The following is an 11,903-nucleotide window of genomic DNA, read 5'->3' on the forward strand; positions in this document are numbered from 1 at the left end:
GGCGCTGCCGAGCCCGATGTCGACGGTTCGCGGTCCGGGCGGACAGGACAGGCCTCAGGTACGGGGTGAGAGGCCCGCCGAGCGGGCCGCGGTGCGCAGCAGTTCGCGGAGCATCGCGGTGGTGAGTCGGCCGGTGTTCGTGTTGCGCGGGCTGACGTGGTAGCAGCCGTACAGCTCCAGCGGCGGGCCGCCGTCGGTGCCGGGCAGGGTGGCGTGGGCGCCGTGTCCGAAGGCCGGCCGGGGCCGGGGGACCTGCCAGCCGGCGGCGGCGACGGCCGGGAGCAGGGCCTGCCAGGCGAAGCCGCCGAGGGCGACGACGGTGCGGACGGTGGGCCGCAGCAGCTCCAGTTCGCGGGTGATCCACGGACGGCAGGTGTCGCGTTCGGCGGTGCTGGGCTTGTTGTCGGGCGGGGCGCAGCGGACCGGGTCGGTGATGCGGACGCCGTCCAGGCGCAGTCCGTCTCCGTGGCGGACGGACTCGGGACGGTTGGCCAGGCCGAGGTCGTACAGCGCGGCGTAGAGGAGGTCGCCGGAGGGGTCGCCGGTGAAGATCCGGCCGGTGCGGTTGGCGCCGTGCGCGGCGGGGGCGAGGCCGACCAGGACGAGCGGGGCGTCGGCCGGTCCGAAACCGGGGATCGGGCGGGCCCAGTAGTCCCAGTCCCGGTAGGCGCGGCGTTTGGTGCGGGCGGTCTCCTCGCGCCACTCGACCAGCCGTGGACACGCTCGGCAGCCGGTGACGACGCGGTCCAGCGCGGCCAGCCCGTCGGCCCGGGCGGCGGCCTCGGCGGGGTGGCGGGGGTGGCCGGGGTCGGCGGCGGGGCCTTCGTCGACGGGCTGCGGCATGGGGATGATCGTAGGGCTTCGAGGGCGTACGGCCCGGCCGTTCCGGCGGTGCTCCGGCAGGCGTAGCGTGGAAGCAGCTGCTCCGGCGGTCCCCGGCTGGGCCGGGTCGCGACGGCCGGGGCGCGGTGCTGGGCGCGAGGAGACCGCGATGCTGATTATCGATGCGGTGGTGGTGGCCATCGTGCTGGCGGCGATCTGGGCCGGGCTGAGCGTCCGGGTCGTCCAGCAGTACCAGCGCGGGGTGGTGTTCCGCTTCGGCCGGGTGCGTGAGCAGATCCGGGAGCCGGGGCTGGTCAGGATGCTCCCGGTGGCGGACCGGTTGCGCAAGGTGAACGTGCAGATCGTGACGATGCCGATCCCCGCGCAGGAGGGCATCACCCGCGACAACGTCACCGTCCGGGTGGACGCGGTGGTGTACTTCCGGGTGGAGGACCCGGTGAAGGCGACCGTCAACGTGCAGGACTACAACTTCGCGATCTCCCAGGTCGCGCAGACCTCGCTGCGCTCGATCATCGGCAAGAGCGAGCTGGACGATCTGCTCGCCAACCGCGAACCGATCAACCAGGGCCTGGAGCTGATGATCGACAGTCCGGCACTGGGCTGGGGCATCGAGATCGACCGGGTGGAGATCAAGGACGTCGCGCTGCCCGAGTCGATGAAGCGCTCGATGTCCCGGCAGGCGGAGGCCGAGCGGGAGCGCCGGGCGCGGATCATCACGGCGGACGGCGAGTTCCAGGCGTCGGCGCGGCTGTCGGAGGCCGCGGCGGTGATGAGCGCGACCCCGGCGGCGCTCCAACTGAGGCTGCTGCAGACGGTGGTGGAGGTGGCGGCGGAGAAGAACTCGACGCTGGTGCTGCCGTTCCCGGTGGAGCTGCTGCGGTTCCTGGACGCCGCGACGGACACCCACCGGCAGGCGCAGCCGGCGTCGGAGGGGTCGGTGGCGGCGGCCGAGGGCGTGCCGGGCGCGCTGGACGCGCCGGTGCCGGGCGTGGAGCAGCTGGAACTGCCGCCCCTGGAGGAGCTGCTGGAACGGTCGCCGCTGGACCCGCTGCCCGAGCCCTCGCAGAACGGCGGCGGCGCGGGCCCGGCAGCCCCGCGGACGGCGGCCTGAGCCCGGCGCTGCGCCGGGTGCGGCCCTCGTGCGGCCCGGGTGATGTGCCGGTGGTGCCGGTGACGTGCCTGGTGACGTGCCCGGTGGCGGCGCTCCCGGGACCGGACCAGGATGGAGTCACGGGAGTGGCAGGCAGGTCAGGAGGCCGATCATGACCAGAGCCGGAGACATCATGCACCCGGGCGCGGAGTGCATCGGCGAGCAGGAGACGCTCGCCGCGGCGGCCCGGATCATGCGGGAACGCGACGTCGGGGCGCTGCCCATCTGCGGTGAGAGGCAGAAGCTGCTGGGCATCGTGACCGACCGGGACATCGTGCTGAAGTGCGTCGCCGAGGGCCTCGACCCGGCGAAGGTGACGGCGGGCGAGCTGGCCCAGGGCCGGCCGATGACGGTCGAGGCGGACGAGGACGTGGAGCAGGTGCTGCGGATGATGGAGCAGCACCGGGTGCGGCGGCTGCCGGTGATCAACCACCCGGAGCACGAACTCGTCGGGATGATCAGCGAGGCGGACATCGCGCGCGGGATGCCCCAGGCGCGGCTCGCGGAGTTCGTGTCGGCGGTCTGCGCCGAGGAGACGCCGAGGTCGACGGAGGTGCAGCAGCCGCAGGGCGCGTAGTGCGTCGGCGCCGGCTAACCCCGGCAGCCGACCGTGGCGGTCAGGGCGGCCAGCCCGCCGGATCAGCATGCCCGTCCGCCGGCCGGTGATGGAGCCGCGCGGCCCTACCTCCCCTCGCGGAGCGCCCGCTGGATCAGCTCCGCGAGGTGCAGGGCCCGGCGGCCCTCGGCGAGTTGGGAGATCTGGGTGCGGCAGCTGAAGCCGTCCGCCAGCAGGACGGTGTCGGGGCCGGCGGCGCGGACCGCCGGGAGCAGGACCCGTTCGGCGATGGCGGTGGAGACCTCGTAGTGCCCCTGCTCGAAGCCGAAGTTGCCGGCCAGCCCGCAGCAGCCGGAGTCGAGCACCCGGTTGTGCAGCCCCAGCCGGGCCTCAACGCGGCGGTCGGCGGCGGTGCCGAGCACGGCGTGCTGGTGGCAGTGGGTCTGGGTGACGGCGTCGACGGGGAGGTGGGGGAGCGGGGCGTCGGGGGCGTACTCGTCGACGAACTCGGCGAAGGTGCGGGTGCGTTCGGCGAGCGGGCGGCCGTCGGGGCCGAGCAGCCGGGGCAGATCCTCGCGCAGGGTGGCGGTGCAGCTCGGGTCCATGCCGACGACCGGGGTGTCGGCGGGCAGCCCGGCGGCGGCCAGCGCGCGCAGGCTGCGGCGCACCACCCGCCGGGCGGCGCCGAGTTGGCCGGTGGAGTACCAGGTCAGCCCGCAGCAGACCGGCCCGTCCGGCAGCCGGACGTCGAAGCCCAGGTGCTCCAGCACCTCCACCGCGGCGCGCAGCACGTTCGGCTGGAGGTGGTCCGAGAAGGTGTCCGGCCAGAGCAGGACGGGCCGGGCGCCCGCCGGCGCCGGGTGCGCGGCGCGGTGGCGGCGGTACCAGCGGCTGAACGTCTCCGGCGGGAAGACCGGGATCACCCGCCGCCGGTCCACGCCGCCGAGCCGTTTGAGCAGCCCGGCGGCGGGCGAGCGGGCGATCAGGTTGGCCGCGCCGGGCGCCAGTGCGACGGCCCGCAGCCAGAGCGGCAGCCAGCCCATCGAGTAGTGCGCGACGGGCCGCACCCGGCGCCGGTAGTGCTGGTGGAGGAACTCGGTCTTGTAGGCGGCCATGTCGACGTGGACGGGGCAGTCGCTGGCGCAGCCCTTGCAGCCGAGGCAGAGGTCCAGCGACTCCCGGACCTCCGGCGAGCGCCAGCCGTCCGGGACGGCCTCGCCGCGCAGCATCTCGGCGAGCAGCCGGGCCCGGCCCCGGGTGGAGTGGCGCTCCTCGCCGGTGGCCATGTAGCTGGGGCACATCACCCCGGTGCTGGTGTCCACGCACTTGGCGACGCCCACGCAGCGGTGCACCGCCTTCAGCAGGCTGCCGTCGTCGTGTTCGTACGGCAGGGCGAGCGGCAGTTCGCGGACCGGCCCGGAGAAGCGCAGATCGGCGTCGAGCGGGCGCGGGTCGACCAGCGCGCCCGGGTTGAGCAGGCGCTCCGGATCCCAGATCCGCTTGAACTCACCGAACAGGTCGATGATTTCGGGCCGGTACATGCGGGGCAGCAGCTCGGCCCGGGCCTGGCCGTCCCCGTGCTCGCCGGACAGCGAGCCGCCGTAGGAGACCGCGAGGTCGGCGGCCTGCTCCATGAACTCCCGGAAGACCGGCAGGCCTCGGGGCTCGGCCAGGGGGAAGTCGATCCGCAGGTGGACGCAGCCCTCGCCGAAGTGCCCGTACGGGATGCCGTGCAGGCCGTGGCGGCGCAGCAGGGCCCGCAGGTCGCGCAGGTAGTCGCCGAGCCGCTCGGGCGGGACGGCGGAGTCCTCCCAGCCGGGCCAGGCCTCCCCGCCGCCGGGCAGCCGGGTGACGATCCCGGCGCCGGCCTCGCGGACGGCCCAGAGCTGCCGCTGCTGGTCCGGGTCGGTGACCACCGAGACCGTGGCGGTGCGCTCGCGCCGTACGGCGTCGGCGAGTCGGCGGGCGGCGTCGAGGGCCTCGGCCCCGGTGGCGCCTCCGGTCTCCAGGAACAGCCAGCAGGCGCCGTCGGGCAGCCGGTCCAGGGCGGGCGGGCGCGGGCCGGCGGCGAGCAGCGCGGCGACCAGGTCGGCGGCCATGCCCTCGACGGTCAGCGGGCGCAGTGGCAGCAGCGCGGGGACGGCATCGGCCGCGGCGCTCTCGTCCGGGTAGCCCGCCACCACCAGGGCGCGCGCGGGCGGCTCCTCGACCAGCCGGACGGTGGCGCCGAGCAGCAGCGCACAGGTGCCCTCGGTGCCGGTGAGCGCGCGGGCGAGGTGGTGGCCGCGCTCGGGCAGCAGGGCGTCCAGCGGGTAGCCGGAGGTGCGGCGCGGCAGTTCGGGCATGCCCTGGCGGATCACGGCCAGGTTCCGTTCGGTGAACTCCTGCAGGGTGTGGTGGAGTTCGCCCGCCCGGCCGGGGAGCGCGCGGAGCGCGGCGCGCTCGGCGGGGGTGAGCGCGCCGCCGACGGTGAGTTCGGTGCCGTCGGCGAGCAGCAGGTCCAGGGTCTCGACGTTGTCGGAGGTCCGCCCCCAGGCCACCGAGTGCGCACCGCAGGAGTCGTTGCCGATCATGCCGCCGAGGGTGCAGCGGCTGTGCGTGGACGGGTCGGGTCCGAACCGCAGGCCGTGGCGGCGGGCGGCGCGCTGGAGGTCGTCCAGGACGGCTCCGGGCTCGACCCGGGCGGTCCGCCGCTCCGGGTCCACGTCGAGCACCGCGCCCAGGTACCGGCGGAAGTCGAGGATTACGGCGCCCGGGCCGATCGCCTGCCCGCCGATGCTCGTCCCGGCGCCGCGCGCCACCACGGGCGTCCCGTTCTGCCGGCAGAGCGCGAGGGCGGTGCGGACGTCGTCCAGGTCGGCCGGCTTGACCACACCGAGCGGCAGGTGGCGGTAGTTGGAGGCGTCGTGGCTGTACACGGTGCGCTCGGCGGCGCCGAAGCGCACGTCCCCGCGCAGGGTGGCGGCCAGCTCGCGGGCGAGATCGGCACCGGCGGCGGCGGAGGGGCGGCTCACGTGGGTCCTCCCGGAGGCGGGGCGGGGTGTCCTTCGTACCGCCGCCGATCATCCCAGCCGGGCGGGTCCGGCCGCCTCCGGCCACCCCGGTGTGCAGCCGACGAAATGTCATATGGCACTCTCGACTGCCATGATCACTGACTCCCCGGCCGACGGCACCGCAGGACCCGGCCGCTTCCTCGCCCGGCTGCCGATCGGCGAGCGGCCGCCGCTGCGCGCCGACGGCGCCCACTCCTGGGACATCTTCCCGTACGACGGCGACCTCCGGATCAAGGTCCTGGACGCCCCCGAGCTGCCCGAGCCGCCCCGGCACGGTGACGGCGGACCGGACAGCTGCGGGCAGTGCGCCCGCCCGGACGAGGACTTCCTCTGGACGGACGCGCACTGGCGGCTGAGCGCCTCGCAGGCCTCCTCCGGGCTGCCCGCCGTCGTGCTGCTCCAGCCCCGCGCCCACCACGACCTGCTGGACCTCCCGCCCGAGCGGGCCGTCGAGATCGGCCCGATGCTCCAGCGGGTCGAGGCGGCGCTGCTGTCGCTCGGCGGGATCGGCCGGGTCCACGTCAACAGGTGGGGCGACGGCGCCTCGCACCTGCACTTCTGGCTGCTGGCCAGGCCCGAGGGCATGATGCAGCTGCGCGGCTCCACCCTCGCGCTGTGGATGGACGCCCTGCCGCCCGCCCCCGCCGAGGAGCGGGCCGACACCGCCCGCCGGATCGCGGCCGCGATGGCCGCCGACGGGGGCACCGCCCACGTGTAGGGTCCGCCGTCAGGCCGAGGCGCGGCGGCGGGCCGTGCCGGTCAGGGTCCCGCGGGCGATGTGCGAGAGCTTGGCCATCTCGAAGGCCGGGTAGGCGCCCCCGGCGAGCAGCGAGAACTTCACGCCCTCGCGCCCGCCGGGCCGCCGGTGCCCGGCCGGCTGGAAGCGGCGGTGGTGCTCGGCGGCGCGGTGGAAGAACTGCGGGCGCTCGGCGCGGGCCACGCACCCGGCGAGGTCGAAGACGAACAGGTAGTGCCGGATCATCCTGGTGAACAGCGCGTCGCGGGCGGCAGCCGAGCCGGGCAGGTCGGCCGCGAGCTCGTCCAGCAGGGCGAAGCTCCGCTCGTACTGGTCGAAGATGTCGAACCGGCTGCTGCCCGGCGAGCCGGCCGGGTGGACGGTCTCCCGGCGCCGCAGCTGGACGCAGGCGCGCGGCAGGACGGCGATCCGTCCGGCGGCCAGCAGCGCCTGGTGGGCGAGCGGGATCTCCTCGTACCGGCCGTCGGGGAAGGCGAGCCCCGCGTCCTGCCAGAAGCCGCGGCGCAGCAGCTTGTCCCAGGCCAGCGCGGGGGCGCCGAACAGCTCGGGGTGGTCCAGCGGCCCGAACGGCTCGGGCCCGGCCTCGGCCAGCAGCGACTCCGCGCCGCCCGGCCAGTCGCGCCCGCCGTGCCGCCGGGTGTGCCCGAAGAGCAGCAGGTCCACCGGTCCGGTCCGGTCGAGCCGGTCGGCGAGCGACCCGAGGCCGTCCCGGGGGAGCAGGTGGTCGGCGTCCAGGAACAGCAGGTACTCGCCGCGGGCCCGCGCGGCGCCCGCGTTGCGGCTGACGCCGACGCCGACGGCCGCGTTGAGGTGCAGTACGGACACCCGCGGGTGCCGGGCCGCGTACGCGTCGACGAGGTCGGCCGGGGTGCCGGGGGAGCGGTCCGCGACCACGATGACCTCGAAGTCGCGGAAGGACTGGGCGAGGAGTGAGTCCAGGCAGTCCGTCAGCTGTTTCTGCTGGTCGTAGGCGGGGAGTACGACGCTGATCAGGGGTGAGGGCATGAGGCCGGAGCGTAGGAGCGCCCGCGGGGGGTGGCAAAGCCCTGACGGTCTGTGATTGCGGTCAATACCGGCAAATGGGCTTCGTGTACGCCATATCTTCACCCCGTGCACCAGTCGCGTGCACGTCAGACGGTCGGCGGGCGGATACCGGAGGGCGGCGCGGACGGGCAGGAGCGGGCAGCCCCAGGCAGGCCGCGGGCCCGCAGCACACGAAGCGCTGCGGGCCCGCGGGGGAGTGCGGTGGATCAGGCGGTGTTGACGGACAGGTTCCAGAGCTGGTTGCGGTTGCCGGTGATGCAGTCCCAGATGTCGAGCGACCGGCCGTTGGTGTTGTCCCAGCCGGGGATCTCCAGGCAGCGCTTGGAGTTGGGGTTGAACAGGCTCCCGTCGCTGCGCAGGGTCCACTGCTGGCCGGGTTCGCCGAGGCAGTCCAGGACGGCGACCGACGAGCCGTTGTAGATGCCGTTGTCACGGACGCCGACGCAGTACCCGCCGGCGCGGAGCGTCCCGTCGGGGGCGAAGGTGAACTTCTGGCTCACCCCGTTCCAGCAGTCGTAGATCGCCACGTCGTGCCCGAGCATCGGCCCGTAGTGGTCGAGGCACTTGCCGCCGTCGTAGGCCGAGCGGACGTGGTAGCCGGTGGGCCGGTTCGGTACACCGAGCGTGATCGGGGCGCCGAAGCGGGCCAGCCCGTTCTCGGCCGCCGTGCCGGGGACCTGGCTGAGCCGACCGTCCGCGCCGGTGGCGTAGAGGTCGGGGAAGCCGTCGCCGTGGACATCGCCCGGCGACTCCAGACCGGGGTACTCGGCACTGGTGAAGCCGGGCGTGAGCGCGGCCTGCGGGGTGAGCTGCCCGGCCGCACCCGCGCCGTCCCACTTCTGGCTGACGTCGGCGGAGCAGTCCCAGATGATCAGGTGGTTGCCCGGGGTGTTCAGGCCGTCGGGGACGCCCAGGCAGCGCCCGGACACCGGGTTGCGCAGGGTGCCGGGGATGGTGCCGGCCTCCCACTTCTGGTTGTTGCCGCCGGAGCAGTCCCAGAGCACGACGTCGGAGCCGTTGTCGGTGCCCTCGCCGCGGATGTCGAGGCACTTCCCGAGGACGTGCACCAGCCCGTCCGCGCCCAGCGTGAACTGCTGGTTGGGGCTGCCGGCGGCGCAGTTCCACAGGAGGGCGGTGGTGCCGTTGGCGGTCCAGCCGTGGTCGACGTCGGCGCACATGTTCGCGCCGGCCGCGTCCTTGACGGCGGAGACCAGCGGACGGTGGACCGGGGCGTGCAGCGTGCCGGTGGGCGTGCCGTCGGCGCCGAAGGCCAGTGGGTAGCTGAGGACCGCGCCGGTGACGTTGTCGCGGGCCCACAGGGTGGGGGTGCCGCCCACGGTGCCGGGGGTGAGCAGGGTGACCCCGGACCAGTCGCCGTCGCCGAGGGTGACGCCGGCGCTCAGCCGGCAGCCGCCGGTGTAATCGCCCACGTAGAACCGCAGGAGGTTGTTCTCCACGGTGATCACGTTGGGCAGGCCACGCGGGTTGCCGTAGGCGCCCGGGGAGACCAGCTGGGTGATGTTGTCCCAGGTGCCGTCGATACCGCTCGCGCAGTTGCCGGACACGCCGAGCGGCATGAAGGTCCCGAGGCTGAAGTGGCCCGGAGTGCCGGCGGGGACGGCGGAGGCGTCGTTGAGGTAGGCGTAGAGCTTGTGGGTGCCCTTGTTGTAGGCGATCAGGTCGTCGACGCTGCGCTCGGTGACGGAACCGCGGTGGGCGATCAGGTAGTTGTTCCAGCTGTCGTGCTCGGGGCTCTGGCTCTTGGCCGAGGACACGACGGGCGCGGCGGTGACGTCCGCGTTGCCGGGCAGCAGGGTGAGGTTGCCCTGGGAGTCGGGGGCGAGGAAGTCGGGCGTGCCGTCGTCGCTCACGTCTCCCGGGATGACCTTGTTGGCCGGGTTCCAGGGGGCGTAGAAGTCGTAGACCGCGGCTTCGGGCTGGGTGTTGCCCGCGCCGTCCACGGCCCGGACGTACAGCCGGTGGGTGCCCCACTGGTCGCGGGGGAGGTTGATCGGGATGTCCGCGACGGCGGTGCCGTCGGCGTCGGGGGCGGCCTCCTTGAAGTTGGCGCCCACCGGCGGGATGTTGTCGTCCAGCGCGTACTGGAAGCCGCGCACGCCGCTCTTGATGCACGAGCCGCGGGTGCAGCCGCCGGGGGTCGGGTCGTTGCTGCTGACCGTGATGCTCACACCCTGGTCACCGGCGTGGGCGGTGGGCTTCAGGCCGCTGCCCAGCGGCGGGAAGGACTGCAGGGGGGTGAACTGCGCGAGGGACGGCGCGGTGAGGTCCACGTTGAAGTAGCAGTACGCCGACCCGGGACTGTCGAGCAGGCCGTCGGAGGCCCAGGCGTTCCAGCCGTACTGGTGGCCGTCGGAGACCCGGCCGCCGATGTTGGCTCGGCCCCAGCCGGCCGAGCCGATGGGCTCGCTGGCCCGCCAGGTGGCGTCGGACGGATTGCCGTGGCCGTCGTCGACCATGTTGTCCCAGGTGTGGAAGCCGACCACCAGGTTGTTGCCGGACATCGGCGTCGAGGCGTACGCGTTGAGCGTGATGTTCGAGGCGTCGCCCGCCAGGGTGGTCATGCCGATCCAGCCGGGCTGGCCCCCGCCACAGGCCGGGCCGGACGGGTTCTGCGAGGCCGGGCTGGTGTCCATCGAGTCCGGGGTGTTCGGGGCGATGTCGTACTTGGCCTGGATGTACGGGTTCTTGTTGAAGCGCATGAACCCGTAGTTGCCGGCGGAGCGGGTCTCGTCGCCGAACAGGCCGAGCGTCCACTGCTGGATCCCGCCCTGGGCGACCTCCCGCGCGGCGCCGGTCACGTCGAAGTTCACCGGCTGCTGGCTGCAGTAGGCGCTCTTGGGCCGCTTGGTGTCGAGGTCCTGGTGCCACCTCGGCTGGTTGAGCCAGTTCGTCCCGCTCCCGATGGCGTCCTTCATCCACTTCAGGGTGACGGGCGCTTCGGCGTTGCAGTCGTGGTTGGCGCCGTAGGTCTCGTAGAAGTAGGCCGTGGCCTCGGCGATGTACATCCGGCTGTTCAGCGCCGAGGTGTCGAACTCGTAGTACGAGCGCTCCATGCCGAAGCAGTTGTCCTGGTACTGCTGGTAGCCGGCGCCCTGCCCCTTGGGCTGCTCCTTGTCGAGCTGGGACCCGGGCGAGGGGCAGCCCTCCATGACCTGCACGAAGTGGTTGGTGCCCATCGGCGCGGTGGGCGTGAACGTCGGGTCGATGTACAGCGGCCAGGTGGTGCCCTCGCCGGCGAGCAGGCCGGCGTCGGGGGTGAGCGTCAGCGCGCCGGCCTCGGCCCGCACGCCGATCGGGCGGATCTTCGCGCCGTCGCCGGGACCGTCGGTGGAGGACGGCTGGGCGGGGCCCGCCGCGGGCTGCGCGGCCGCCTCGGCCGCGCCGGGCGCCGACTTGGCGGCGCGGCCCTCGGGCTTGGCAGCCGCCGCGGGAGCGGCGGTCGCCGAGTCCCACATCACCGGGGCCGGCGTGCTGAACACCGCCGTGCCGTCGGCCGCCCGCGCGGTCACGCCGCCGGCCTCGTCGGCGGAGACGGTGAGGTCCTTGGCCGAGGTGGTCAGCCGCAGCGAGGCGAGCCGCGGGTCGGCGGCGGCCTTGGCGTCCTTCACCACCAGGACCTCGCGCACCGCGCCCTGGTCGGTGACGTCGACCTGGAGGTCCACGCCCGGCAGCACCTCCGGGTACCGGGCGCCGGATCCGCTCACGGTCGGCTTCGGCAGCGTGACCGGGAAGGTGAGGGCCAGGCTGCGGCCGGCCTTGTCGGTCAGCGTGGCCAGCGGGCCGGTGCCGCCGCCGGAGAGCGCCACGCCCGAGGGGGTGGCCCGGGGTGACCAGCTGCCGTCCTGGTTGCGGGCGAGGCCGGCGTCGACCGGGGTCCAGGCGTCGGCCTTCCTGACCCGGGCGGCCTGCAGATGGGTCGTCAGGGTCACCTTGCCGTCCGGCTCGGCGACGGTGAGCGAGCTCTCGGTGGTCAACTCGTCGACCGTGACCGGCTTTCCGGTGGCCTTCGCCTTGAGCCTGGCCGCCTGGAGCGGGCCGCCCGGCGGCGGTGTCGGCAGCGCCTCGGGCCGCGTGCTCTGGGCCGGTTTGACGGCGAACGGCCGGTCGTCGGCGAATGCCGTTCCGGCGGCTCCCACAACAAGTCCGCCGAGAGCGGATATCAGTGCCAGACGGTGCGTCAGTCTACGTGTACGGCTTTGCCGGACACGGCGGGGTTCCCCCACGAATGGTCCCTTTCAGGATGGTTCGACCGGCCCGGCCCCGGCTGCGTGTCGAACGTCACACAGGCGGGCCGGAACCGGCCGCGGAGCGGCGGGTTCGGGCTTTGAACAGGGAAGGACCGGCGCGGAGCCTCGCGCCGCACCGGTCGACCGCGGGCAGGCTATTGCGCGGTTCGTGCCCGTGACAATACGGTTCCGGCGACCACGCACGATCGCCCGGGAAATTCACTGGATTCCGGGTGATGAACATTCATAGGCA

The 11,903-nt window shown here is 74.0% G+C and carries 7 protein-coding genes; 3 read left to right on the forward strand and 4 right to left on the reverse strand.

Features of this window, described 5'->3' with window-relative positions; all coding sequences use genetic code 11:
* Window positions 1–54: 54 nt before the first annotated feature.
* On the reverse strand, window positions 55–843 hold the full coding sequence (locus tag ACFVVX_RS08440; protein WP_387942823.1) for a uracil-DNA glycosylase: 789 nt from the start codon (window positions 841–843) through the stop codon (window positions 55–57).
* Window positions 844–991: 148 nt separating this feature from the next.
* Between ACFVVX_RS08440 and ACFVVX_RS08445 the strand changes: the two genes are divergently transcribed.
* Together ACFVVX_RS08445 and ACFVVX_RS08450 are read left to right on the forward strand one after the other, a co-directional pair.
* On the forward strand, window positions 992–1,954 hold the full coding sequence (locus tag ACFVVX_RS08445; protein ID WP_387942825.1) for a slipin family protein: 963 nt from the start codon (window positions 992–994) through the stop codon (window positions 1,952–1,954).
* A gap of 151 nt (window positions 1,955–2,105) precedes the next feature.
* Window positions 2,106–2,570, forward strand: coding sequence for a CBS domain-containing protein (locus tag ACFVVX_RS08450; protein WP_387942827.1), 465 nt, complete (start codon window positions 2,106–2,108; stop codon window positions 2,568–2,570).
* 104 nt (window positions 2,571–2,674) lie between these two features.
* On the opposite strand, the gene ACFVVX_RS08455 is transcribed toward ACFVVX_RS08450, so the two are convergent.
* On the reverse strand, window positions 2,675–5,563 hold the full coding sequence (locus ACFVVX_RS08455; protein WP_387942829.1) for an FAD-binding and (Fe-S)-binding domain-containing protein: 2,889 nt from the start codon (window positions 5,561–5,563) through the stop codon (window positions 2,675–2,677).
* A 130-nt stretch (window positions 5,564–5,693) separates the two neighbouring features.
* Here ACFVVX_RS08455 and ACFVVX_RS08460 point away from each other — a divergent pair, with 130 nt between their 5' ends.
* Window positions 5,694–6,320 carry a hypothetical protein gene (locus tag ACFVVX_RS08460; protein ID WP_387942831.1) on the forward strand — a complete coding sequence of 209 codons (627 nt, stop codon included), beginning with the start codon at window positions 5,694–5,696 and terminating at the stop codon, window positions 6,318–6,320.
* Window positions 6,321–6,329: 9 nt separating this feature from the next.
* Here ACFVVX_RS08460 and ACFVVX_RS08465 read toward each other — a convergent pair whose 3' ends face one another.
* Both ACFVVX_RS08465 and ACFVVX_RS08470 read right to left on the reverse strand, forming a co-directional pair.
* Complete coding sequence (locus ACFVVX_RS08465; protein WP_387942833.1) at window positions 6,330–7,364, reverse strand: glycosyltransferase family 2 protein; 1,035 nt, start codon at window positions 7,362–7,364, stop codon at window positions 6,330–6,332.
* Between the two features lie 245 nt (window positions 7,365–7,609).
* A complete protein-coding gene (locus ACFVVX_RS08470) occupies window positions 7,610–11,560 on the reverse strand; it encodes a ricin-type beta-trefoil lectin domain protein (protein ID WP_387942835.1) in 3,951 nt (1,316 codons plus the stop codon).
* Window positions 11,561–11,903 lie beyond the last annotated feature (343 nt).

This window comes from Kitasatospora sp. NPDC058170 (genome assembly GCF_042883905.1).
Lineage (GTDB): Bacteria > Actinomycetota > Actinomycetes > Streptomycetales > Streptomycetaceae > Kitasatospora.

What these genes read in the sequence shown, in the direction of transcription:
- ACFVVX_RS08460 (WP_387942831.1), top strand. Translation starts at nt 5,694, where the DNA reads ATGATCACTGACTCCCCGGCCGACGGCACCGCAGGACCCGGCCGCTTC.
- ACFVVX_RS08465 (WP_387942833.1), bottom strand. Translation starts at nt 7,364, where the DNA reads ATGCCCTCACCCCTGATCAGCGTCGTACTCCCCGCCTACGACCAGCAG.
- ACFVVX_RS08445 (WP_387942825.1), top strand. Translation starts at nt 992, where the DNA reads ATGCTGATTATCGATGCGGTGGTGGTGGCCATCGTGCTGGCGGCGATC.
- ACFVVX_RS08440 (WP_387942823.1), bottom strand. Translation starts at nt 843, where the DNA reads ATGCCGCAGCCCGTCGACGAAGGCCCCGCCGCCGACCCCGGCCACCCC.
- ACFVVX_RS08450 (WP_387942827.1), top strand. Translation starts at nt 2,106, where the DNA reads ATGACCAGAGCCGGAGACATCATGCACCCGGGCGCGGAGTGCATCGGC.